Genomic DNA, 23,517 nt, shown 5'->3' with positions numbered 1-23,517 from the left:
ACCGTGAAGTTTCAAGGTTTACCGGAGGCACGCGGATCCTGGTCAGCGGCCACGCCGCTCAAACCGACGCTAGCCAGGCTGCCATCGACCGCCTGTTGCATGGCGGCGACGGTCCGGCCGCTGCGGCTCTGACGCTTGTCAAAGCTTCGACCCTGGTCGTGACTGAATAGAAGCTCACCACTTTGGCTGGCCAACAGCAGGCTGCCGTCGCGCAGCTCAAGCGCAGTCGCCAATGTTGATTCGACACCGGTATCAAGGCGTCGCCAACTGCCGCCACGGTCATCGGACCACCACGCATTTCCGCGCAAACCATAGGCAATCAACGCCCCATCGCGGGTACTGAGCAGGCCGAAAAAGCTGCCCTCATAAGGCGATTTCAATGCCTGGAATGACTGGCCGGCATCGGCCGAACGCAACAGCAGGCCGCGCTCTCCCACCAGCAGCAGATCGTTGCCCAAGGCGCGGATGCCATACAGGTTCAAGCCCTGCGGATTGTCCACATGCCGCATCCACGGCTGCCAGCTCCGCCCGCCGTCGTCGGTACGGAAGATCTGGTTGTAGGCGCCCACGACGTACCCGCGCAGGCGATCACTGAAATACAGGTCGAGAAACGGTTTATCCGGCCCGTCATCGAGCATGTGTCGTGCTTGCACCAGATTGCTGGCACCGCCGGGTTGATGGGCGTCGCGCTCGGCGATCTGCACCGCCAGTGCGTTGGCCCGCTCACCGTCGAGTTGTTTTTGCCAGGTTTCCCCACCGTCCTGGGTATGCAGCACCACGCCCAGATGACCGACCGCCCAGCCCTGCTCGGCATCGACGAATTGCACCGCCGTCAGGCTGACGCTGACCGGCACCTTGGCCTGGCGCCAATTCACTCCTGTATCATCGGAAAGCAACACGATCCCGCGCTCGCCGACCGCCACCAGTCGGTCGCCGGCCCGGGCCAGCCCGAGCAATACCGTGCGCGGGGCTTTGGAAGTTGGCAATGCCGGCTGCTGCAGCACTGCAAACGTCGAGGCCTGTGCCCCCAGAGGCACGCTCGCCAACAGGCATAACGCCAAGGCACAAACACCCCACAACGGACCGCGTCTCGCAACGATTTTTTCAACATTCATATCGTTATCCCGCCAGAACAATCGTAAGCGACCGCGGCAAAGCTCTTTCTCGCCACGGCCGCCACCGGATCAGCGCATGTTTTCGTTGGCCATGGCATCCGGCGTGAAATAGGACGCCGAAGGCTTCGCGACTTTCTGGTACTGGACCGCCAAGTCGTTACTCGATGAGTTGAGGAAGTAGGCGCCGGTGTCGAGGTTGTAGCTGCCCCACATGACCTGTGCGGTGAGGGCCGGAAGGTCCGGGGCCAGTAGCGTCAACGAATACATCTGGCGGCCGAGCTTGCCTTGGGCGTCATAGCCGTCAGCCATGAGGATCTGCCAGGAATCTTCGTCGATGTAGTAAGTCCGACGCGGGACGACATGGCGCTTGCCGGACTTGAGCGTGGCCTCGACCACCCAGACCCGATGTTTCTCCCAACGCACCAGATCGGGGTTCAGAAAATTCACCTTGACCAGGTCGTCGCTCTTGGCCAGCGCGGCACGGTTATTGTTGTAGGCGACGATCAGTTCTTTTTTGCCCACCAGCTTGAGGTCATAACGATCGGTAGGCCCGAACAGCATGAACGCTTCGTCGAACAGGCCGACACCCGAGGTCACGAAGTCCGGCGTGTCATAGGCAATGTTCGGTGCCCGGCGAACCCGGCGCTGGCCGACCAGATATTGCCAGGCCGCGCGATTGGCCGGGTCCAGGTCCCAATGGGTCATCAGGCCTTCGCCGGCCTTGGACGACGGCAGCTCGGTCAAGAGTTTGCCCAGCAGGTATTTGCCCGAATAGTTTTCCAGGCTGCCGCCTTCGACGTAATAAGGAAATTGGTAGGTGTATTGGGCCCGGGTCGCTTGGACTTTCTTGCCGCCTGCGGTCATCAGCCAGGTATCGAAAGGCGAGCTGATGGTGTCGCCGCCCTGCCAGGACAACCGGTAATTCCACAGCGCTTGCGCACCGTTTTCCGGGATCGGGAACGGGATGCCGCCATAAGCGTTGGAGACCTTCTCGCTGTCCACCTCCAACGTAGCGCGGGTGGCGTTCTTGCTGGTGTTGTCATACACCCACTGCGGGGCGGCGGCCGAGCGATGGGTCGGGTACACGTCCAGGCGATAGTCCGGGTACTTCTTCAACAGCAGTTTGGTGCCTTCGGCCAACTCGCTGGCGTACTGCTCCATGTTCGAGGCCTTGATCGTATACAGCGGTTTTTCGCTGGCGAACGGATCGGGGCGCTTGTCGCCCGCTTTATAGCCGGGTGAGACCTGGGTGTAGCCGCCCTGCCAGGCCGGGACACTGCCATCGGCATTGCCGGCGCGCTCGCCGCCCAGGGGAGTCAGATCGGTTTTCAAACGTGCGGCCTGTTCAGGCGACACCGCCGCCTGGGCCAGGCTCATGCCGGCAAGGGCAAGGGCCAGGACGCAAATGTTCAGGAATCCTTTGTTCTGCATGGCGAATCCACCTTATTAGAATGAGGTTTTTACGTAGAGCGAGACGAAGTCGCGGTCGGCCAGCGATTGTCCGTAGCTGAAATTGCCGTCCTCGCGCAGCCCGGCTTTCGGTGCGCCGAAGAAATTCACGTAGTTGAGGCCGACGTCCCAGCGCTGCAAATAGGTGGCTTTGAGCCCGACACTCCAGTCGCCGGAATGGGTATTGCCGAAGCCGGACTTGTTGACGGCCGAGGACCGCCCATCGAGCACCACGCCCATGCCGATCGGCACGGTCAGGTCGATTCCGTCGACGATCTGAAAGTACGCCGGCTCCATCAACACTCGCAGCGCGGTGGCATCGCGGGTGGTGTTGGAATCCAGCGCGGCGGCGTTTTCAGTGACGCTCAGGGTGCGGTTCCAAGCCAGTTCGGCCAGGGCCGATCCGCCATCCCAGAATGCTGTGGGCGACAGCAGGTAAATCGCCGACAGGTTGGCGTGAGCGGTCTTGCCCCGGGCGAACAACGAATGGTCGTCGCCGTCGGCTTCCATCCCGGGCGTCACCACTTGCAGGTTGCTCACCAAGGGCGCATTCCAGCGCACCGACGTTTCACCGGCAAAATTGAACGGACCGTAGGCAGTGGAGAAACTGACACCGGCAGTCTTGATGTCTTCGGCGTAGACCTGACGATAGGAACCCAGGATGGGCAACCCAGTGGCCGCTGCGGCGGGACCGTCCAGGTACGCGTACAACCCGATCGGCGCCTTATCGTGATACTGGGCCGCGTAGAAACCCAGCTCCAGCTCGGTGCCGGTCGGCTTGAAGCGGATCTGCATGCCGCCCTGCCCCGAATTGCGCGGTTTCAGATCGCCGCCATTCACCGTGTCGTTGCCGAACACTTCCCGCAGGGGGCCGCTGCCATGACCGATGGCATCGGCATCGCTCAGGTAGCTGCCGGCGCCCGGCAGATTGGAACGCTCCCACTCAAACTGATAGTACGCACCCACCGACAACTGCGGGTTGATCTGCAATTGGCCGGAGATCTGGTTGACCGGGCGCAGGATCTCCTTGAACTGGGTCCCCGGCACGCTGAGCAACTTGACCACATCGGTTGGGCCTTGGGCATTGGCGATGCCGTTGCCGCCGTAGAACAGGCTTTCGCCGTAGATCAGGCTGTGGCGGCCCAGACGCGCCACGCCCTGGGAGTCTTCGCCCAAATCACCGCGCAAGAACACGAAGGCGTCGAGAATTTCCGCGTCGCGGCCATGAAGCTTGCGGGTTTCGCTGAGAAAGTGCGTCTGCTCGCTGCTGTCGGTGTCCTTGTTATAGATGTCGTCGTACCAAGCCGCGCCGCTCACGCGCAGCCCATAGTTTTGCCGGCTCAGGTCCATTTCGGAAAACAGGTCCAGGCGGTTGGAGACCAGGCCACTGCTGAAATTCTTGTCGCCCTGGCTCTGGATCGACGGGTAGAGGCCGTTGGCGGTAGGCGCGTTGACCACGCGACTGTCCTGGCCCTGCAGACGCCAGGCCTGGCTGTACTTGATGGTGTTGTCCCAACGCAGTTTCCAGTCGGAGTCGCCCAGGTCCATTTGCATGGCCTCGACCCTTTCGATCATCGCACCGGTGCTGCACAACGCCAGGAACAAGGCGCAATGCTTGAAACGAAGGCAATCTTTGACGTTATCCATGGACGCTTCTCGTTATTGTTATTTTCAGGCATGGCTTTGCAGCCACCACGCTCGGGTAAGCGGCGTGCGCCGCTTTCTACGGGTGTGCATTCAGATGTAAGTGGAGGCCAATCCGCCATCGACGGGCAGGTTGATGCCGTTGACCCATCGCGACTCATCGGCGCACAGGAAAGCAATCACCACCGCCACCTCATCGGCATACGCGGGACGTTTCATGCGATGGGCATCGGCCTGGGTCCGAGCCTCGCCGAGCATGCTCACGAAGTCGTCGAGGATCGGTGTGAAAACCGGACCTGGCGCGACACTGTTCATGCGCACCGAGTGCTCCAGGAACCAGGGTTGGGCCTGTAGGTAGGTCCAGACGATCAGCGCTTCCTTGAAGTACTGGTAACAGGTCTGGTCCGGCACACGGTGATCGGCGAGCCAGGCTTGCCCGGCGGCAAACCCTTCGATACGCGCCAGCGCCTTGTGCTGCTCCAGGCGTAACGGCCACTCGGCGCCGAGGATCGAGGCGATGTTGACGATGCTGCCGCCAGCGCTGATGCGCGGTAACAGCGAACCGGTCAGGTGGCGCAGCCCAAGGTAGTTGACCCGCGCCAGCAGTTGCGGGTTTGCGGTGCCCGGCACACCGGCGATATTGCACAGGCTGTCGAACCGTGCGGGTAGCTGTGGCAGCAAGCGTTCGATGTTCTCGGCGCTACTCAAATCGCCCTGCACAAAACCGTCCAGGGTCATGTTCGGAGCCTTGAGATCCACGCCAATCACTTGGGCGCCGTGAGCGCGCAACACGCTTGCCGTGGCAGCACCGATACCCGACGAGACACCGGTGACCAGCACAATCTTGTTGTCGAGTTTCATGTTGAGTCCTCTTATTATTTTTGTCTGCTCGCAGGGGCCTCAGCTCATTGGCCCCTGTTTAAAAAACAAGCCTCAGAACGGGTAGATCGGCGCCTTATCCTTCACCGTCACCCATTGCCACTGTGTGTATTCGTCCCAGTCCGCCGGCCCGCCGACGCTGCCGCCGTTGCCCGAGGCACCGCGTCCGCCGAACGGGTTGACGCACTCATCGGCGACGGTCTGGTCATTGATGTGCAACATGCCGCACTCGAGCCGCTCGCCGATGGCCATGGCCCGTCCCACCGAGGGCGAGATGATCGCCGCCGACAAGCCGTACTCAGTGCGATTCGCCAGTTCGATGGCTTCATCGTCGCTGGCGAAACTGACCACCGTCGCCACAGGACCAAAGACTTCGTCCTCGAACGCGCGCATGCCCGGTTTCACACCGCTGAGCACGGTGGGTTGGTAAAACAACCGGTCGTATTCACCGCCGGTTTCCAGCGTGGCGCCGGCCCGGACGCTGTCGCTGACGATGTCATGCACCCGTTGCAGCTGCCGCTGATTGATCAACGGGCCCAACGCCGCTTCTTCGCGGGCGGCGTCGCCCACGGTCAATGCCCGAGCTTTCTCGACCAATCTGCGCGTGAAGTCCTGGGCAATGGATTCATGGACCAGGATCAACCCGGTCGCCATGCAAATCTGCCCCTGGTGCATCCAGGCGCCCCACGCTGCATTGCGGGCGGCCAGATCCAGATCGGCATCTTCGAGGATGATCAGCGGGTTTTTGCCGCCCAATTCCAGCGCGACTTTCTTCAAGTTGCGCCCGGCCACTTCGGCCACTTTGCGACCGGCACCGGTAGAGCCGGTAAAAGCAATCATTTTCACGTTGGGGTCGCGGCACAGCGCCTCCCCCGCATCCGCCGCACCGGGCAATACTTGCAACAGCCCCTTGGGCAACCCGGCGGCTTCAAACAGCCGGGCAATCAGGAAACCGCCACTGACCGGCGTTTGCGGATCGGGCTTGAGCACGACCGCGTTTCCCGCTGCCAGGGCTGGCGCTACGGAACGCATCGACAGCACCAACGGAAAATTGAACGGCGAGATCACCCCAATCACGCCGTGGGGCAAGCGGCGCGCATAGGACAAGCGCCCCGCCTCGCTGGGCAGCACCACCCCGTGGGCCTGGGACAGCATGCCCGCCGCCTGGTGCAGCAGCACGATCGCCTCACGAACCTCGTGCTGACCCTTGAACAAGGCCGCTCCGGTTTCCCGAGCGACATACAGCGCCAGTTCCGCAAAAGACCGTTCGGCCACATCGGCCGCCTTGCGAAAGATCGCCGCGCGTTGCCGTGGGCCCAGCGCTGCCCATGCCGGTTGGACCAGGGCTGCATCGCGACTGGCCTTGGCGATGTCGGCGGCGTCAGCCGTGGCACTGCGCATCAGTCGCTCGCCGGTGGCCGGCTCAATAATCGCTTGCAGCGGGCCCGAGGCAGGCACCCAGTCACCGTTGAAAACGCATTCCGACTCGATCACCTCAGACAGCAGGTGGCTTTTGGCTGCAGACATGTATAACTCCCGGCTCTTTGTTGTTGTCATCGTTTGCCGCACCTGGAAGGTCGCGCCGCAAACGCCGTGAAAGTGCTTGAGCAAGCGCTGTGCCGGTTTTGCCTGCGTACCGCGATAAAGCTGACTCAGGGCTCTGGTTCAAGGCTCTTGGTCTGGCACCGTGCCCGCTTAACCATCACCGACCTGGCCGTTGGCCAGCTGCCGCTTGTTCATTTGATAAAGTTATGCTTAATAACTATCTCGCCAGGTGATCATTTGGATCATCACTATCCAGGGGCATAACAATGAATAATCCCCACTGCCAATTGCCCGACCTGCGGGTCGCCACCGAGCATTACCACCCCCGCGGAGACAGCAACGAGCTGAGCGACAGCAGTTCGCCCACGCCGGCAGAGCTCACCGATTGCCTGTTCTTTTCCCCCGACGATGGGCGTATCTGGCTCAACGACCAACGCATGTTGTTGCTGCACAGCTCGTCCTTTGGGGCGTTGCGCCGGGAAATCATCGAACGCCAAGGACTGGAGCAGGCACGGGGCATGCTCACCCGCACCGGCTATTCCTCGGGCGCCCGGGACGCGCGGCTGATTCGCGAACGCTGGCCCCACGCCAATGCCGCGGCGGTGTTTCGCGCAGGCACGCATCTGCATACCCTTGAAGGCATGACCAAAGTCGAACCGCTGCATTTCAAGTTCGACTCCGACTCGGGATTCTATGAGGGGGAGTTCCTCTGGCATCACTCCTGCGAGGCTGACGAGCATGTCGCGGCCTATGGCACCGGGCAGGATCCGGTGTGCTGGACTGAGCTGGGCTATGCCATCGGCTTCGTCAGTGGGCTGTTCGGGCAACTGGTGATATTCCGCGAAGTGGAATGCCGAGGCATGGGCCACGAGCGTTGCCGCGTCGTCGGCAAGACCGCAGAGCAATGGGGGGACGTCGAGCAAGACCTGAATTACCTCAACGCCTCACAACCTGCGATTGTCGCGCGCGCCGACACTCGGTCCGACAACGTTGCCGGCACCGCCCCGCTGGCTGACAGCGAACAACCACTGATCGGTGCCAGCGCAGCCTTCAACGCCGCGACCCAAGCCCTGCAACGGGTGGCCTTGACGCCCGCTACCGTGCTGGTCAGCGGCGAATCCGGCGTGGGCAAGGAGATGTTCGCCCGCCAGTTGCATCAACTGAGTCGCCGCCGTGATGGGCCGTTCATAGCCCTCAACTGCGCGGCGATTCCCGACAACCTGATCGAGGCCGAACTGTTCGGCGTCGAGCGTGGTGCCTACACCGGCGCCACCCATTCGCGCCCAGGTCGTTTCGAGCGCGCCCACGGCGGCACGTTGTTCCTGGACGAGATCACCTGCCTGAGCCTGGCCGGGCAAAGCAAGTTGCTGCGCGCCTTGCAGGAGCGGGAAATCGAACGGATCGGCGGCGGCCACGGCATCAAGGTCGATGTGCGGGTCGTGGCGGCCACCAACATCGACCTGCGCAAAGCCGTGGCGGACGGCGCGTTTCGTGAAGACCTGTTCTACCGGCTCAATGTCTACCCCATCGCCCTGCCGCCCCTGCGTGAACGCCGCGATGACATACCGTTGCTGATCAATGCCTTCCTCAAGCGCTTTTGCCAGGAATACGGGCGCGTCCCGATGGGCTTGACCATGCGCGCCTTGAAGGTCCTGCTGCGCTATGACTTTCCGGGAAACGTCCGGGAACTTCAAAACCTCATCGAGCGCGGCCTGATCGCCAGCGAAGAAGGCCAGGCGATCGACCTGATGCACCTGTTTCGCAATGAGCAACTGCCGGTGGATGCGTATTCCGTGGACCATCACGGCGGCCTCTCGCCGATGGGCCTGGCCGCCAACGATGCCGCAGAAAAACCGCCGTTGCTCCAGTCCCTCAGCCAACTGGACTCGGACTTCTCGATTGACGGCCTGGAATCACGACTGATCAGCGAAGCCCTGCAACTGAGCAGCGGCAACCTGGCGGCGGCGGCGCGCTCGTTGGGGCTGAGCCGGGCACAGTTCGCCTATCGGTTGAAAAAACATCAAAAAGTATCCCGGACTAAATGCCGGACCTGCCTTAGTTGTGTGGCTCAGTTCGCATCGATGGTGGCGGTGCTGCCGTCTTCGCGAGCAAGCTCGCTCCCACAGCTCGCTCCTGGGGAAGCTCCCTCAACCAGGGCGAACGCGCCCCGCCGATACTCACTCGGCGTCTGGTTCATCTCGATGCGAAAGTGTCGGTTGAAGTTGGACAGGTTGTTGTAGCCCACCTCAAAACAGATGTCGGTCACCGGCATTTCACTTTGTAGCAGCAACCGGCAGGCGCGCTGGACCCGCAGCTTGCGCATCAGGTCGATGAAGCCATGCCCGGTGATGCGCTTGAAGAAACGCGAGAAACCCGGTTCGCTCATGTCCAGCTGGCGAGCGATGACCGACAGCCGCACATCGCCGGTGAGTTCAGCTTGCAGATATTCGAAGGCTTTATGGATGCGCTCGGAACTGCGGGCGTCAAGGCTGGGTGCGTAGAACGGGCTCGCCAGGACTTGCGCTTCGTCCTCGGGGGCCCGGCTCAACGTATCGAGCAGTTCCAGGAACAGCGCCAGGCGCGCCAACCCCTGGGCCGGGCCGATGGTTTCAAGCAGGTAGCCGGCGTGTTGCGCGGTGCTGCCGCGGAACGCCAGTCCACGGCGAGCGCGCTCGAACAACCCGTGCAGATCGCCCAGTTCGGGCAGGGTCCGGCGCAAGCTCAGCAGCGTCGCGCCGTCGAATTGCAGCACCACGTCGCGCCCGGCCAAGTGCTCATCGGGCGCCAGGTCGCCCATCCAGTCGTGGGGCAGGTTCGGGCCGATCATTGCGACGTGGCCGGGGCCAAACGGGCCGATATAGTCACCGGCCAACAGCTTTCCGCTGCCCTGGCGGATCAGATGGATTTCAAATTCGGGATGATGGTTCCAGCGCGCCAACGGGTACGGGTAATCGTGCTCGTACCAGCGAAAACTGTGTTCGGGCTCGGGCAGGATGACTTCCAGTTCGGCCGGTCGCTGCTCGAACAGGGGCGTTCGGTGATCAGGCATGTCGCGCCTCTTAGTCGTTATGACGAGCACCTTACGCCGCGCCTGCGGTGTTTCGCCAGTCTCGACACGCCCCCTCACCGATACTTTTTTAACCCGAGGGTGCCCTGCGGTTACGCGTTAAAAAAGTATCAGCGGGCGATCATCCCTGCGTTTGCCGGCCTCCATGGGCGCTGCTGTAATCGGCCGGCCGTTGGAGACGGCAGGTCCGCCCTACCCCCGTGGCTCCACCCATTTGACGCAACTTGAGGCAGGAAAACCTTATGAAACGACTGGAAGGAAAAAGCGCCCTGGTAACCGGCGCCGCCCGTGGTATCGGCAGGACGTTTGCCCAGGCCTACATCAACGAGGGGGCCACGGTGGCGATTGCCGATATCGACCTTGAACGAGCCACGGCCACCGCTGCCGAGCTGGGCGAGAGCGCCTACGCGGTGAAAATGGACGTCACCGACCAGGCTTCCATTGACCAGGCGATCGACGCAGTGGTGGCCCAGGCCGGCAAGCTTGATATCTTGATCAATAACGCCGCGCTATTCGACCTGGCGCCCATCGTCGACATTACCCGCCAGAGCTACGAGCGACTGTTTTCCATCAACGTCGCCGGCACCCTGTTCACGCTGCAAGCTGCGGCCCGGCAGATGATCCGCCAGGGGCATGGCGGCAAGATCATCAACATGGCGAGCCAGGCCGGCCGGCGTGGCGAGGCGCTGGTGGGCGTGTATTGTGCCAGCAAGGCGGCGGTGATCAGCCTGACCCAGTCCGCCGGGCTGGATCTGATCAAGCACCGCATCAACGTCAACGCCATCGCGCCCGGCGTGGTGGACGGCGAGCATTGGGACGGCGTGGATGCGCTGTTCGCCCGCCACGAAAACCTGCCGCTGGGGGAAAAGAAACGCCAAGTCGGGCAGCAGGTGCCTTATGGCCGGATGGGCACTGCCGAAGACCTCGTCGGCATGGCGATTTTCCTGGCGTCGGCGGAAAGCGAGTATGTAGTGGCCCAGACCTACAATGTCGACGGAGGCAATTGGATGAGCTGATGGTCGATGTTTTCAGGCCTTGGAACGACGGAAATGGACTTATTCGCTCGAAAACTGATCCCACTACTTGAGGATTGTCCCGAACGGTACCCAACGGTGCCGTTCCAAGGGATTTCAAGAGAGCGTGAATACCGTTGCCCCAGCGGGGCAAAAATTGCGCATCATAGGCGCCGTCCGCTCAAGGGAGATTTACATGCGTGCCATTTCATCCGCCATGCGTCTTGTCGTGCTTTCGCTCGGCCTGGCATTCGCCGCCAGTGCCGCCGCCACCGAAGAGACGCAACTGGTCGAGTCCATCAACCTTTACCGCAGCCAATCCCAAAGCTGCGCCGGCCAGGCCTCGCTGGAGTTACCGCCCCTGGCGATGGACACCCGGCTGATCCTGTCGGCCAATGGCATCGGCGACCTGCAGCAGGCGCTGGCGCGAGCGGCCTATCCGATGGTCAACGTGCAAGCCATCAGCCTGTCCGGGCCACGGGATGCACAATCGGCCATGAAGGCCGTGCAGGAAAGCTTCTGCCAGGTGGTCCTGGACCCGCAATTCGTCGACATCGGTGTCAGCCGCCTGGATCGCGAATGGCGCATCGTACTGGCCCGTCCGCTGCTGTCCGCGCGCCTGGGTGACTGGCAGGCCGAAGGCCAGAAGCTGCTGAAGCTGATCAACAGCGCTCGGGCACAGCCTCGCCGCTGCGGCACCGAAGCCTTTGCCGCCACCACCCCACTGGCCTGGAACGCTACGCTGGCCCTGGCCGCCGTGAACCATACCCGCGCCATGGCCAACAACAACTTCTTCGACCACAAGGACCGCGACAACCGCATGCCCGGCGACCGCGCCGAACTGGCCGGTTACCTGGGACAGTTGATCGGCGAGAACATCGCCGCCGGACAAGACACGGCCCTCAAGGTCGTCGACGGCTGGCTGGCGAGCCCGGGGCACTGCGCCAACCTGATGAATCCGCAGTTTCGCGAACTCGGGGCTGGGTACGCGACTGATCCGAAAAGCGATGCCGGTATTTATTGGACGGCGATGTTTGGCACTCAATAATGCGGTGGCTGGGCTCGCGATAGCGGTTCAGGTGTAGAGGAAGCAGTCCCTAAAACGGGGTTGGTGAGTGCTGCCTTCAGTGAGCCGCGAAGATCAACGACCGGTGCACGCCTGATCCCGCCCGTACGCCATCCCCCACCGACAACGCGATCGATCCGAACGGCATGGCCGCGTCGCCCGTGGCAAACACCCCGGGAACGCTGGTTTGGCCGGTCATGTCGGTCTGGATGAAAGACCCGAGCGGTCCGTCTTCAAATTCGCAACCCAGCGAGGCGGCCAATGGACTGGCCGCCCGCGTATGGGGAAGCACAAACAAGCCGTCGACAGCCACCACGCGGCCATTGGCCAACACGACATCGGCCCGGGAACCTTCGATGCGATCGACGCGCTCTGGCACGATTGTCACTCCGCGCTGTTCCAGGCTGGCGCGCTGCAATGGGTCAGGTTCGAACACGCCGCGGGTAAAGAATGTCGTGGGTCCCCAGTCCGGAAGCATCAATGCGTGGTGCAAGGACATTTCGGAAGTGGCCAGCACGCCTATCGGCCCTTGTTCCAATTCGTAGCCGTGGCAATACGGGCAGTGAAATATGCTTTTGCCCCAGCGCTGCGCCAGCCCTTCGACGTCTGACAAGTCATCGATAACCCCGGTGGCCAACAACAGGCGCTGGGCGCTGTAGCGTTTCCCGCCGAGGGTTTCCAAAGTGAAGCCCGCCGTTTCCTGGCTGGCCTTGGTCGCGGTATCCGCTAGCCATTCCACCGTCGGGTAAGCCAATAGCTGAAATCGGGCGTCCTCAATGATCTCACCCGGGGCCCGGCCGTCCTGCCCGAGAAAGCCATGGGCGCTGGCCGCGAACCGGTTGCGCCGCTGGCCGGCATCGATCACCAACACGTTGCGCCGCGCTCGGGCGAGTTGCAGGGCTGCGGACATACCGGCATAGCTGCCGCCTACGATGATGACGTCGTAGCGCATGATCAATCTCCTGGAATGGTTTCGACGAAACTCGAAACTCTCGATACATCGTAAGTTCCTTGAAAAGCGACTGTCAACGATCTCGTAACCTTTGCAATTACAGGCGATACTCACGGCCGTCTCCGCCACAGAACGCTGCAACGCTCATGAGAACCGACACTCGCCTGTCCCGCATGCTTCACGTGCTGATCCACATGGACCGCCACCAACAATCGGCCACGTCCGACACCCTCGCGCAAATGCTTGGCACCAACCCGGTGGTGGTGCGCCGGACCATGGCGCTGCTCAAGGAACAGGGTTATGTCACCTCGGAGAAAGGCCATCGCGGCGGCTGGACCTTGAGCAAGCCGCTGTCGGACATGACGTTGCTCGACATCCACCAGGCCTTGGGCAGCACGTCGATTTTTGCCATCGGCCTTTCCACCGATCATCCGCAATGCCTGGTGGAGCAAGCGGTGAATGCGGCGCTGACGGATGCGTTCGACGAAGCCCAGGCCTTGCTGCTCCAGCGCCTGGGGGCGATTACCCTGGCGCAGTTGGCGGAGGATTTTGAGGCGAGGTTCAAGGAAATCGGTGGAACAGGTGTTCATGACCTTACGCATCGGGGGCCGATCAAGGATTGATGCGGCTTTCAGGTCGCCATCGCGAGCAAGCTCGCTCACATTGGGTTTATCGATCACCCAAAAAAACGCCGCTCAATGAGCGGCGTTTTTTTGTATTTCACCAGACAGCGTCCGGTTACAGCGCCATGTCAGCCGCTGGATTGGCTTCGCGCGCAGCGGCCGGCGTGGCCGGTGCAGCGGTGGCGCCTGTCTTGCCGATTACCGGTGGCGGGGCCAGTTGCAGGACATCGCTGGTGTAGGCCCATTCCTGGGCGACACGTTCAGGGCTCTCGTTGAGCTTGGTGCCGTAGCTTGGCACGATCTGGTGCAGTTTTTCCTGCCAGGCCGGGCTGGCAACCTTGTCCTTGAAGACCTTCTCAAGCACGGTCAGCATGATCGGCGCGGCGGTCGAGGCGCCTGGCGAGGCACCCAGCAGGCCAGCGATGCTGCCATCCTGGGAAGCGACCACTTCGGTGCCGAGCTTCAGGACGCCGCCCTTCTCCTCGTCACGCTTGATGATCTGCACGCGCTGGCCGGCCTGCCACAGGCGCCAGTCTTCTTGCTTGGCGTCCGGGAAGTATTCCTTCAGGGCGTTGAAACGGTCTTCATCCGACAACATCAGTTGGCCGGCCAGGTATTCAACCAGTGGGTACTGTTCAATACCAACCTTGGTCATCGGCCACATGTTGTGCGTGGTGGTGCTGGTCAGCAGGTCGAAGTACGAACCGTTCTTCAGGAACTTGGTGGAGAACGTTGCGAACGGGCCAAACAGAATCACACGCTTACCATCGAGCACACGGGTGTCCAGGTGCGGGACCGACATCGGCGGTGCGCCAACCGAAGCCTTGCCATAGGCCTTGGCCAAGTGCAGTTGGGCAACGGTTGGGTTATCGGTGACCAGGAACGAGCCGCCGACCGGGAAGCCAGCGTATTCACGCGCTTCGGGGATGTCGGACTTCTGCAGCAGGTGCAAGGCACCACCGCCGGCGCCGATGAATACGAACTTGGCATCGGTCTCGGTTTCGGTACCGTCTTTCAGGTTCTTGTACGAAACGCGCCAGCTACCGTCTGCATTGCGAGTGATGTCTTCCACTTCGCTGGAGAGCTTCAGGGAGAAGTTTGGCTTGGTTTGCAGGTATGCGGCGAATTGGCGGGTGATTTCGCCGAAGTTCACGTCAGTACCCAACGGACTCCAGGTGGCCGCGACCTTCTGGCTCGGGTCACGCCCTTGCATCATCAGGGGAACCCACTTGCTGATCTGCTCGCGATCTTCGGAGTACTGCATACCGGCGAACAACGGGCTGGCCTGGAGGGCGTCGTAGCGCTTCTTCAGGAACGCGATATTCTCGTCGCCCCACAGGAAACTCATGTGCGGCGTGGAGTTGATGAACGAGCGCGGGTTCTTCAGCACTCCGTTCTTGACCTGCCAGGACCAGAACTGACGGGAAATCTGGAAGGCCTCGTTGATTTCGATGGCCTTGGAGATATCAACCCTGCCGTTCTTGTCTTCCGGCGTGTAGTTCAGCTCGGCCAGCGCGGAGTGACCGGTACCGGCATTGTTCCAGCCGTTGGAGCTCTCTTCGGCAACACCGTCCAGGCGCTCGACCATTTCCATGGTCCAGCCCGGCTCCAGCTCATTGAGCCAGACGCCTAGAGTCGAGCTCATGATGCCCCCACCAATGAGCAAGACATCCACTTTTTTTGGCTCGGCGGCGTGCGTGGTCGCAAGACCCATCGCCATCGCCAGGCCCAGAAGCGCCGTGTGTGTTTTCTTCAACATGTGTGTATCCCTAGGATGAACGCCATTCCGTCCACCTGTCCGAATCAACGACACAGCACATCCTAAGCCCGGCAACGCCAGCAGGATGGGTATCGAGACGGACTGGAGGATGGACCTACAGGGCCGAACAATGCGTCGGCCTCTCGTTTATATCTCTCCGGCGCTGACTTCTTGTAGGTCTTGGCTTCAGCTGGGTGAGGGACGCTGCGAACCGTGTTCATCGGGCCTGGCATGGCCGTGCCCGATTGTCGCAGCGGGGGGAGTTTACATAAGGAAATAAACAGACCGAAGCGTCTTTTTACATTCTTGGCAAAAACGCCGACCAAATGACGGCATTTTAATGGCTCTGGCCAGCGCGATCCGTGGGATTGGTACGCTTCGGCTCAAAAGTACTTGAGGATCGCGATATCACGACGACGCTGCTTGAACCCGGCAAACCAGCGCGTCGGGAAAAACAGCACGGTGCCCAATAGCACGCTCCACAGCCACACCCAAGGCAAATGGTCGAAGCCGAAATAGGCGCCCTGGTTGGCGCCCCAGATGGCCATCGCCAGCAGGTACAGCGCCTTGAGCACATAAAGGTGCAGAAGGTAGAAGAACATCGGCGCGCCGCCATAGATGCCCAAGAGCGCAATGGCTCCGCGCTCCTGGGCCTTTTCAAAGCACGCCAGCAGGATCAAACCCACACCGAGGGTCGGCATCAGGAACATCAGCGAAGGTGGATACTTGGTCGCGCTCAGGAAACTCATGACGGTGCGCAGCGCATCGCCTGTCTGTATCCAGGGCTTGTCGCCATAAACGTTCAGGTAACGAATGAGCACGAAGGCCAGCAGCATACCGATGCCCACCTTGAACAATCGCCGCAGCCGCACGGCCGACTCTACCTCTTTGCCAAACCACGGGCCGATGGCCCAGCCCAGCAGGATCACGCCGATCCACGGCAACACTGGATAGGTGGTGCGGGCGCGAGTGAACTCGGTGATGTCGATGAACGCTCGCTGATGCAGGATCGACCACGGCACGAAAAACGGCGAATCCGGCCCCAGTACCACGCCGTCGAAAAGGTTGTGCCCGGCGACAATGACGATTGCGAGCACAATCAACCAACCGCGCTTGAGGTGCAGCAGCGCGGCCAAGGCAATCATGCACAGACCGATGCACCAAATCACCTGCAGCCACAACGTCTTGGGCGGGAACTCGGCGTTCCAGGCGAAACACACGAAGGTCAGTTCCAGCAAGATCAGGAACAGACCGCGCTTGAGCAGAAATAGCGAGGTTTCGCCGGCGCTGTGTTTCTGGCTGTAGAGCCAGGCCGACAGGCCAGTGAGGAAGATGAACACCGGAGCGCAAAGCGTGCTGAGCAGCCGAGTGAAATACAGGTCCGGAGTGACACTCAGGGCGTCGATCGGATCGCTGACCTGGTGGTGCAGGAAAAACGTTTCGCGCACATGGTCCACCAGCATCAGCAACATGACAAACCCTCGCAGGGCGTCGATGGCAAGCATACGCATAGAGGTTTTGGTGGTAAGGGTCGCAAGGGCGGGCGTGATGACGCCGGGTGGACTCATCACGCTATGGGACAGGCTCATGGTGGTACTCGGAATGAAGGTCGTTGGTCCATGCAAGGCCAGGATGAGAACTCCTGCCAAACGAGATCGGATAACATAACATAAATTTTCTAGCCCTCCCCCACAAAACACACCGGCCCAGCTTTTGTGGCGAGGGAGCTTGCTCCCGCTGGGGCGCGAAGCGGCCCCAACTTAGTTTGCCGTGTCGCTACCCGAGCAACTGACTCAGCACCGCTCGCAACTTGCCGGGCTTGACCGGTTTGTTGAGCAGTGGCGCGTTCAGTTTGCGCAGGGCGCGGCGGCACTGGTCGCTGCGGTCGGCGGTGATGATCACGGCCGGGATCGATTGCCGGAAATGCTCGCGCAGGCGCTTGACCACTTCACAGCCCACCACCCCATGATCCAGATGAAAATCCGCCAGAATCAGTTCCGGCGCCCGCCCTTGCAACACATCCAGGGCGCCCGCTTCGTCGGTGGCGGTCAGCACTTCACAGCCCCACTGCCCCAGCAACGCGGCCATGCTTTGCAAAATGCTCAGTTCATTGTCGATCACCAGCAGCCGGCGCCCTGGCAGGGGATTTCCGGTCACTGCCTGCACGGGTGCCAGCGACGCAGGCAAAGGTTTTTCAGCGGACAGCGGCACCTCGATACTGAACACCGAGCCGCGTCCCGGCCGGGAACGCACCTGCACCCGATAACCGAGGATATGGGCGATGCGCTCGACGATCGCCAGCCCCAGGCCCACGCCTTTGCGATCTGCCGCACGCCCGACGTCCAACTGGTTGAACTCGAGGAAGATCGACTCCAGGCAATCGGCAGCAATGCCGCGCCCGGTATCCCAGACTTCCAGGCTCAACCGCTCTCCCCGGCGCCGGGCGGCCAGGAGAATGCCACCGCGCTCGGTGTAGCGGCAGGCATTGCTGAGAAAGTTGCGCAGGATGCGGGTCATCAATCGCAGGTCGGTCATGACCGCTTCATCGGCGAAACGCACGCGCAGCTCCAACCCTGCGGCACCGGCCACCGACTGGAATTCCGAAACCAGCGGCCCAAGCAATTCATCCAGGCGATACGGGGCCACGTCGGGCCTGACCGCGGCCTGGTCCAGCCGGGAAATATCCAGCAGATCGGTGAGCAGGTCTTCCGCCCCCTCCAGCGCCTGGTGGGTCCGCTCGACCAGCACCCGTTCGGTCGCCGGCAATTCCCGCTCGCGCAGGGTGGCAATCAACAGGCGCGCAGCGTTGAGCGGTTGCAGCAGGTCATGGCTGGCGGCGGCGAGGTATTTGTCCTTGCTGCGATTGGCGGCCTGGGCCGCGTCCCGGGCGTCGCGCAACTGCTGCTCGACCAGCTCGCGCTGGGCGATCTGCCGTTGCAGGTTATGGTTGGCCTCCAACAACGCGTCGGTGCGTTCGGCTACCCGTTGCTCCAACTGGTCATTGAGCCGCTGCAAGTGCTGCCGGGCCTGTTCCAGTTCATCGAGGCGCGCCGCCAGCTCAGGATAGTGGCTCTTGCGCGTCGAGTGATTGCCCAGCCCCAGCAGCCCGGCCAAGGCTTTTTGCTGTTCGTCAGAGGGCTTCGCCATAGACGACCTCGACATCCCGCTGGCTCGACTCCCGAGGGTTGGTGAGGATGCACGGGTCGTGCATCGCATGTTGCGACAGGAACGGAATGTCCGAGGTGCTCACGCCATGCAGCCCCAGGGTCTCGTGGAACCCGATGGTGCGCTTGAGGGCGATCAGGTGTTCCACCAGGCGCGTGCGGATCTGCCGGTGGTTGAGCCCCCGGCAGTCGATGCCCAGCGTCTCGGCAATCACCTTGAAGCGATCCGGCGCCGAGTTGTAGTTGAACGCCACCACGTGTTCCACCAGCACCGCGTTGCACAAGCCGTGGGGCAAATCCAGGAACCCGCCCAGACTGTGGGACATCGCATGCACCGCACCGAGGATCGCGTTGGAAAACGCCAGGCCGGCCTGCATGCTGCCGAGCATGATTTTTTCCCGCAGGGCGATGTCAGCCGGGTTGGCGATCATCTGCACCAGGTTGTTGTTGATCAGGCGCATCGCTTCCAGCGCATGGGGATCGGTCAACGGACCGTGACCGGTGGACACGAATGCCTCGATGGCATGTACCAACGCGTCAATGCCGGTACAGGCCGACAGGAACGGGTCCATGCTCAAGGTGGTTTCCGGGTCGATCAGCGACACGTCCGGCACCGCCGCCTTGCTGACGATGGAAAACTTCATGCGCTCTTGCTGGTTGGAGATGATCACGAATTGCGACACATCCGCCGAAGTGCCCGCGGTGGTGGGGATCAGGATCAGTGGCGGACTGGGCACGTGCAGCGTGTCGACGCCTTCGAACTCGAGGATGTTGCGACCATGGGCAACGACGATGCCGATGCCTTTGCCGCAATCCATGGGGCTGCCGCCGCCGACCGCGACAATGACGTCGCAATGGTTTTCCCGGTACAGCTCGGCGCCGAGCATCACTTCCTCGACCCGTGGATTGGGCGATACGGCACTGCAGATGCAGTAGTCGATGGCCTGGGCCTGCAGGCTGGCTTCGACGTCGGCCACCCATCCGGCGGCGATCACTCCGGGGTCGGTGACGATCAGCACCTTGCGTGCGCCGAACGTCTTGGCGTAATTGCCGACGTTGTGGCGGCAACCTGCACCGAACATGATTTCAGGGGAAACGAACTTGCGCAGCGGGCTGAGGCTCATCTTTTCAGGTGCGTGGCTCATCGGTAAGCCTGTTGTTATTGTCTGGGGATCCCCTGAGCCTAAAGCATCCCGCCGTGATTGCAATCAGACCAATGGGTAGCCCGACCTGGAAACCACCAGGCCGGGCCGATACTCATCGGTTGGCGAAGTACATCGTCACTTCAAAGCCAATACGCAGGTCGGTGTACGCGGGTTTAGTCCACATGGGTCTTTCCTCTTCTTGTACCGGGCGATTCCGGCAAGGTCATTAATGCACGCGGCGCCCAGGGCTCGAATGCTACTTTCGAAGCGGTGGGTGGGGTGCGTTGGTAGCAATTGAAGCATCACCTAACCGCCCATGTGGGAGCGGGCTTGCTCGCGAAGGCGTCAACACATTCACCATCGTGGTGACTGACAGACCGCTTTCGCGAGCAAGCCCGCTCCCACAGGGTTTTATGGGGCATTGGGATCAGAAGAACCCCAACGGATTGATGTCGTAGCTCACCAGCAGGTTCTTGGTCTGCTGGTAATGATCGAGCATCATCTTGTGGGTTTCACGGCCGACACCGGACTTCTTGTAGCCACCAAACGCAGCGTGAGCCGGGTACAGGTGGTAGCAGTTGGTCCACACGCGACCGGCCTTGATCGCCCGGCCCATGCGGTAGGCGCGGTTGATGTCGCGGGTCCACAGGCCGGCGCCGAGGCCGAACTCGGTGTCGTTGGCGATTGCCAGGGCTTCGGCTTCGTCCTTGAAGGTGGTCACCCCCACCACCGGGCCGAAGATTTCTTCCTGGAACACACGCATCTTGTTGTGGCCCTTGAGCAGGGTCGGCTGGATGTAGTAACCGCTCGACAAGTCCCCGTCCAAGTGCTCGGCCGCGCCGCCGGTCAGCAGTTCAGCGCCCTCTTCCCGGGCGATTTCCAGATACGAAAGAATCTTGTCGTATTGCTGCTGCGAAGCCTGGGCACCGACCATGGTCTCGGTGTCCAGCGGGTTGCCGCGCTTGATCTTGGCGATTTTTTTCATGACTTCGGCCATGAACGGCGCATAGATCGATTCCTGTACCAGGGCCCGCGATGGGCAGGTGCAGACTTCGCCCTGGTTGAAAAACGCCAGCACCAGGCCCTCGGCGGCCTTTTCGATGAAGGCCGGCTCAGCCTGCATGATGTCTTCGAAGAAGATGTTCGGTGATTTGCCGCCCAACTCCACGGTGGACGGGATGATGTTCTCGGCGGCGCATTTCATGATGTGCGAACCGACTGGGGTCGAACCAGTGAAAGCGATCTTGGCGATGCGCTTGCTGGTAGCCAGGGCTTCACCGGCTTCGCGACCGAAACCATGGACGATGTTCAACACACCGGGCGGCAGCAGGTCGGCGATCAGTTCGATGAACACGGTGATCGACAGCGGCGTCTGCTCCGCCGGCTTGAGCACAATGCAGTTACCGGCGGCCAGGGCCGGGGCGAGTTTCCAGGCGGCCATCAACAGCGGGAAGTTCCACGGAATGATCTGCCCTACTACGCCAAGTGGCTCGTGGAAGTGATAGGCCGTGGTCAGCTCGTTGATCTCTGCAGCCCCGCCTTCTTGGGCGCGGATGCAACCGGCGAAATAACGGAAATGGTCGGCCGACAGCGGCACATCGGCGTTGAGGGTTTCGCGCACGGCCTTGCCGTTATCCCAGGTCTCGCTGACGGCGAGCACTTCCAGGTGCTGCTCGATACGGTCGGCAATTTTCAGCAGCACCAGGGAGCGGTCCTGCACCGAGGTCTTGCCCCAGGCGTCGGCAGCGGCATGGGCGGCATCCAGGGCCTTGTCGATGTCGGCGGCATTGGAGCGCGGGAATTGGGCGATGACTTCGCCATTGACCGGGGACGTGTTGGTGAAATACTCGCCGTCGACCGGCGCGACAAATTCGCCGCCGATGAAATTGCCATAGCGTGGTTTGAAAGAAACGACGGCGCCTGGGGTTCCGGGTTGTGCGTAGATCATATTGGGCCTCTGCCTGGTCGATGCCTGTCACGGGACAGGCGATAGGCCGATGGTAGAGAGCCCCGCCTGCCTGACGAATGCGTCGTTGGCAGGGGGCCTCTCGTTATTTGGTCGTAGGTTTTCGGGTAAGAAGCGCCAGCTCAAGTCTGTCGCACATGCGGTTGTGGCGAGGGAGCTTGCTCCCGCTGGAGTGCGGAGCACTCCCGTGCCTCTGTTCCTGGACGAAACCAGGACCGCCAGGTTGGCGACTGCTTCGCAGCCGAGCGGGAGCAAGCTCCCTCGCCACAGTGCAAGACAGACTTCAGCGCTTGGCCACCAACTCTTTCGGCAACTTGAAGGTCCAGAGCATCCCGCCCTGGTTGAAGTCCTTCACGCGTTTGGCGACCTCGCCGCCCCACAGCGGCACCGCGCCGCCCCAGCCGGAGAGCACGGAGACGTATTGCTCGCCGTCCATTTCCCAGGTGATGGGCGAACCCAGCACGCCGGAGCCGGTCTGGAATTCCCAGACCTTTTCCCCGGTCTTGGCGTTGAAGGCCTGCAGGAACCCTTCAGGCGTGCCGGTGAAGACCAGATTGCCCTTGGTGGTCAACACCCCACCCCACAGCGGCGCATAGTTCTTGTGGCGCCAGACTTCCTTGCCGGTCTTCGGATCGATGGCCCGCAACACGCCGATGTAATCTTCGTTCAGCGGCTTGATGGTGAAACCGGCCCCGAGGAATGCGGCGCCTTTTTTGTAGGCGATGCCCTCGTTCCAGATGTCCATGCCCCATTCGTTGGACGGCACATAGAACAACCCGGTGTCCTGGTTGTAGGCCATCGGCATCCAGTTTTTCGCGCCGAGGAACGCCGGTGCGACGAACACCGAGCTGCCCTTCGCTTCACTGCCCGGTGCGCCCGGACGGCTGGCCTCGTTGTAGATCGGCCGGCCATCCTTGTCCAGGCCAGTGGCCCAGGTGATCTTGTCAACGAACGGGAAGCCACGGATGAACTTGCCGTTGGTGCGATCGAGCACGTAGAAAAAGCCGTTACGGTCAGCGGTGGCCGCAGCCTTGATCTCCTTGCCGCCTTCCTTGTAGTTGAATGAAATCAGCTCGTTGACGCCGTCGTAATCCCAGCCGTCGTGCGGCGTGCTCTGGAAGTGCCACTTGATCGTGCCGTCGTCCGGGTTCAGTGCCAGGCGCGACGAAGAATAGAGGTTGTCGCCAGGACGCAGGTGGGAGTTCCATGGCGCCGGGTTACCAGTGCCGAACAGCAGCAGGTTGGTTTCCGGATCGTAGTAGCCGCCCAGCCAAGGCGCCGCGCCGCCGGTTTTCCAGAGATCGCCCGGCCAGGTCTTGCCGGCTTCGCCGCCGGAGATGCCGTTCTCGACCGCCTTGCCGTCCTTGTAGACGTAGCCCATGTGCCCTTCCACCGTCGGGCGAGTCCAGAGCAAATCGCCGTTCTTCGGATCGTAGGCGCTGATCTGGCCCACCACACCGAACTCGCCACCGGCCACGCCGGTGATCAGTTTGCCGTTGACGACCAGGGGCGCGGCGCTGATGGAGTAGCCTTCCTTGTGGTCGGCAACCTTCTTGCTCCACACCACCTTGCCGGTGTCCTTGTTCAGGGCCACCAGCTTGGCGTCGAGGGTGCCGAAGAACACCAGGTCGCCATACAGCGCCACACCACGGTTGATTACGTCGCAGCATGGACGAATGTCATCGGGCAGGCGCGCATCGTACTGCCACAGCTTCTTGCCGGTGCGTGCATCCACGGCAAACACCCGAGAATAGGAACCGGTGAGGTACATCACCCCGTCCTTGATCATCGGCTGGGCCTGCTGGCCGCGCTGCTTTTCGCCACCGAAGGAGAACGCCCAGACCGGGCGCAGGTCCTTGACGTTATCAATGTTGAGCGTGTCGAGCGGGCTATAGCGCTGGCCCTGGACGCCCAGGCCGTTGGTCACGATCTGCTGGGTATTTTTCGGGTCCTGGAGAATTTCCTGATCGGTCACGGCGGCCAGGGCCGAACCGGACAGCAGCATGGCACTGAGCAGCAGGCTCACGGCGAACGGTTGGCGACGTGCGGGATGACTCATGACGGCTACCTCTGCGGTTATTGTTATACCCGGGAAATTTTCCCGGTCTGTCGCAGATTCTTGGGCTCAGG

17 protein-coding genes and 1 pseudogene are annotated in these 23,517 nt (G+C 61.7%); 4 read left to right on the top strand and 14 right to left on the bottom strand.

Features of this window, described 5'->3' with window-relative positions; translation table 11 throughout:
- Positions 1-11: 11 nt before the first annotated feature.
- The 5 genes from PFLQ2_RS15590 to PFLQ2_RS15610 form a co-directional block, all read right to left on the bottom strand.
- Complete coding sequence (locus tag PFLQ2_RS15590) at positions 12-1,115, bottom strand: WD40/YVTN/BNR-like repeat-containing protein (RefSeq protein WP_003181165.1); 1,104 nt, start codon at positions 1,113-1,115, stop codon at positions 12-14.
- Positions 1,116-1,184: 69 nt separating this feature from the next.
- Entirely contained in the window at positions 1,185-2,546 is a 1,362-nt protein-coding gene (locus tag PFLQ2_RS15595) for a DUF1329 domain-containing protein (protein WP_003181163.1), read from the bottom strand.
- A gap of 15 nt (positions 2,547-2,561) precedes the next feature.
- Positions 2,562-4,211 carry a DUF1302 domain-containing protein gene (locus PFLQ2_RS15600; protein ID WP_003181161.1) on the bottom strand — a complete coding sequence of 550 codons (1,650 nt, stop codon included), beginning with the start codon at positions 4,209-4,211 and terminating at the stop codon, positions 2,562-2,564.
- A gap of 90 nt (positions 4,212-4,301) precedes the next feature.
- Positions 4,302-5,069 (bottom strand): coniferyl-alcohol dehydrogenase, encoded by a 768-nt coding sequence (locus PFLQ2_RS15605; protein WP_003181159.1) that lies wholly within the window; start codon positions 5,067-5,069, stop codon positions 4,302-4,304.
- A 72-nt stretch (positions 5,070-5,141) separates the two neighbouring features.
- Positions 5,142-6,614, bottom strand: a complete 1,473-nt coding sequence (locus PFLQ2_RS15610) for a benzaldehyde dehydrogenase (RefSeq protein WP_003181158.1) — start codon at positions 6,612-6,614, stop codon at positions 5,142-5,144.
- 284 nt (positions 6,615-6,898) lie between these two features.
- Between PFLQ2_RS15610 and PFLQ2_RS15615 the strand changes: the two genes are divergently transcribed.
- A complete protein-coding gene (locus PFLQ2_RS15615; protein ID WP_003181157.1) occupies positions 6,899-8,872 on the top strand; it encodes a sigma-54-dependent Fis family transcriptional regulator in 1,974 nt (657 codons plus the stop codon).
- Here PFLQ2_RS15615 and PFLQ2_RS27735 read toward each other — a convergent pair.
- Positions 8,794-9,681 (bottom strand): annotated as a pseudogene (locus PFLQ2_RS27735) (helix-turn-helix domain-containing protein); the annotation flags it as partial. The gene PFLQ2_RS15615 and the pseudogene PFLQ2_RS27735 sit on opposite strands and share 79 nt — an antisense overlap.
- 260 nt (positions 9,682-9,941) lie before the next feature.
- Here PFLQ2_RS27735 and PFLQ2_RS15620 point away from each other — a divergent pair.
- Both PFLQ2_RS15620 and PFLQ2_RS15625 read left to right on the top strand, forming a co-directional pair.
- Positions 9,942-10,715 carry an L-iditol 2-dehydrogenase gene (locus tag PFLQ2_RS15620; RefSeq protein WP_003181153.1) on the top strand — a complete coding sequence of 258 codons (774 nt, stop codon included), beginning with the start codon at positions 9,942-9,944 and terminating at the stop codon, positions 10,713-10,715.
- 193 nt (positions 10,716-10,908) lie between these two features.
- A complete protein-coding gene (locus tag PFLQ2_RS15625) occupies positions 10,909-11,760 on the top strand; it encodes a CAP domain-containing protein (protein ID WP_003181151.1) in 852 nt (283 codons plus the stop codon).
- A gap of 76 nt (positions 11,761-11,836) precedes the next feature.
- Here PFLQ2_RS15625 and PFLQ2_RS15630 read toward each other — a convergent pair whose 3' ends face one another.
- Positions 11,837-12,730, bottom strand: coding sequence for an NAD(P)/FAD-dependent oxidoreductase (locus PFLQ2_RS15630; protein ID WP_003181150.1), 894 nt, complete (start codon positions 12,728-12,730; stop codon positions 11,837-11,839).
- Positions 12,731-12,876: 146 nt separating this feature from the next.
- On the opposite strand from PFLQ2_RS15630, the gene PFLQ2_RS15635 reads away from it, so the two are divergent.
- Entirely contained in the window at positions 12,877-13,353 is a 477-nt protein-coding gene (locus PFLQ2_RS15635; protein ID WP_003181146.1) for an Rrf2 family transcriptional regulator, read from the top strand.
- Positions 13,354-13,468: 115 nt separating this feature from the next.
- Here the strand turns inward: PFLQ2_RS15635 and mqo are convergent, their stop codons facing one another.
- The 7 genes from mqo to PFLQ2_RS15665 form a co-directional block, all read right to left on the bottom strand.
- Complete coding sequence (gene mqo, locus PFLQ2_RS15640; protein WP_003181144.1) at positions 13,469-15,112, bottom strand: malate dehydrogenase (quinone); 1,644 nt, start codon at positions 15,110-15,112, stop codon at positions 13,469-13,471.
- A 383-nt stretch (positions 15,113-15,495) separates the two neighbouring features.
- The gene (locus PFLQ2_RS15645; RefSeq protein ID WP_430452962.1) at positions 15,496-16,680 is read right to left on the bottom strand and encodes a DUF1624 domain-containing protein; all 1,185 of its coding nucleotides are present in this window, start codon (positions 16,678-16,680) and stop codon (positions 15,496-15,498) included.
- A 208-nt stretch (positions 16,681-16,888) separates the two neighbouring features.
- Entirely contained in the window at positions 16,889-18,259 is a 1,371-nt protein-coding gene (locus PFLQ2_RS15650; protein WP_003181140.1) for a hybrid sensor histidine kinase/response regulator, read from the bottom strand.
- Positions 18,243-19,400 (bottom strand): alcohol dehydrogenase-like regulatory protein ErcA, encoded by a 1,158-nt coding sequence (ercA, locus tag PFLQ2_RS15655; protein ID WP_088021814.1) that lies wholly within the window; start codon positions 19,398-19,400, stop codon positions 18,243-18,245. Before ercA ends, PFLQ2_RS15650 begins: the two co-directional genes overlap by 17 nt.
- Before the next feature lie 133 nt (positions 19,401-19,533).
- Positions 19,534-19,605, bottom strand: a complete 72-nt coding sequence (gene pqqA, locus PFLQ2_RS28770; RefSeq protein WP_003243383.1) for a pyrroloquinoline quinone precursor peptide PqqA — start codon at positions 19,603-19,605, stop codon at positions 19,534-19,536.
- A 243-nt stretch (positions 19,606-19,848) separates the two neighbouring features.
- The gene (gene exaC, locus PFLQ2_RS15660) at positions 19,849-21,369 is read right to left on the bottom strand and encodes an acetaldehyde dehydrogenase ExaC (protein ID WP_003181137.1); all 1,521 of its coding nucleotides are present in this window, start codon (positions 21,367-21,369) and stop codon (positions 19,849-19,851) included.
- A 301-nt stretch (positions 21,370-21,670) separates the two neighbouring features.
- A complete protein-coding gene (locus PFLQ2_RS15665; protein WP_003181136.1) occupies positions 21,671-23,446 on the bottom strand; it encodes a PQQ-dependent methanol/ethanol family dehydrogenase in 1,776 nt (591 codons plus the stop codon).
- Between the last annotated feature and the right edge of the window lie 71 nt (positions 23,447-23,517).

Origin of the sequence: Pseudomonas fluorescens Q2-87, assembly GCF_000281895.1 — a bacterium.
GTDB lineage: Bacteria > Pseudomonadota > Gammaproteobacteria > Pseudomonadales > Pseudomonadaceae > Aquipseudomonas > Aquipseudomonas fluorescens_S.
Note: the sequence above shows the minus strand (reverse complement) of the source record. Positions and strands in the feature narration are given on the sequence as shown.

Bases quoted from the DNA above. Each gene is read 5' to 3' on its own strand.
- PFLQ2_RS15665 (WP_003181136.1), bottom strand. From the start codon at position 23,446: ATGAGTCATCCCGCACGTCGCCAACCGTTCGCCGTGAGCCTGCTGCTC.
- exaC (WP_003181137.1), bottom strand. From the start codon at position 21,369: ATGATCTACGCACAACCCGGAACCCCAGGCGCCGTCGTTTCTTTCAAA.
- PFLQ2_RS15605 (WP_003181159.1), bottom strand. From the start codon at position 5,069: ATGAAACTCGACAACAAGATTGTGCTGGTCACCGGTGTCTCGTCGGGT.
- PFLQ2_RS15630 (WP_003181150.1), bottom strand. From the start codon at position 12,730: ATGCGCTACGACGTCATCATCGTAGGCGGCAGCTATGCCGGTATGTCC.
- mqo (WP_003181144.1), bottom strand. From the start codon at position 15,112: ATGTTGAAGAAAACACACACGGCGCTTCTGGGCCTGGCGATGGCGATG.
- PFLQ2_RS15635 (WP_003181146.1), top strand. From the start codon at position 12,877: ATGAGAACCGACACTCGCCTGTCCCGCATGCTTCACGTGCTGATCCAC.
- PFLQ2_RS15600 (WP_003181161.1), bottom strand. From the start codon at position 4,211: ATGGATAACGTCAAAGATTGCCTTCGTTTCAAGCATTGCGCCTTGTTC.
- PFLQ2_RS15650 (WP_003181140.1), bottom strand. From the start codon at position 18,259: ATGGCGAAGCCCTCTGACGAACAGCAAAAAGCCTTGGCCGGGCTGCTG.
- PFLQ2_RS15615 (WP_003181157.1), top strand. From the start codon at position 6,899: ATGAATAATCCCCACTGCCAATTGCCCGACCTGCGGGTCGCCACCGAG.
- PFLQ2_RS15610 (WP_003181158.1), bottom strand. From the start codon at position 6,614: ATGTCTGCAGCCAAAAGCCACCTGCTGTCTGAGGTGATCGAGTCGGAA.
- ercA (WP_088021814.1), bottom strand. From the start codon at position 19,400: ATGAGCCTCAGCCCGCTGCGCAAGTTCGTTTCCCCTGAAATCATGTTC.
- PFLQ2_RS15620 (WP_003181153.1), top strand. From the start codon at position 9,942: ATGAAACGACTGGAAGGAAAAAGCGCCCTGGTAACCGGCGCCGCCCGT.
- PFLQ2_RS15625 (WP_003181151.1), top strand. From the start codon at position 10,909: ATGCGTGCCATTTCATCCGCCATGCGTCTTGTCGTGCTTTCGCTCGGC.
- PFLQ2_RS15645 (WP_430452962.1), bottom strand. From the start codon at position 16,680: ATGAGTCCACCCGGCGTCATCACGCCCGCCCTTGCGACCCTTACCACC.
- PFLQ2_RS15595 (WP_003181163.1), bottom strand. From the start codon at position 2,546: ATGCAGAACAAAGGATTCCTGAACATTTGCGTCCTGGCCCTTGCCCTT.
- PFLQ2_RS15590 (WP_003181165.1), bottom strand. From the start codon at position 1,115: ATGAATGTTGAAAAAATCGTTGCGAGACGCGGTCCGTTGTGGGGTGTT.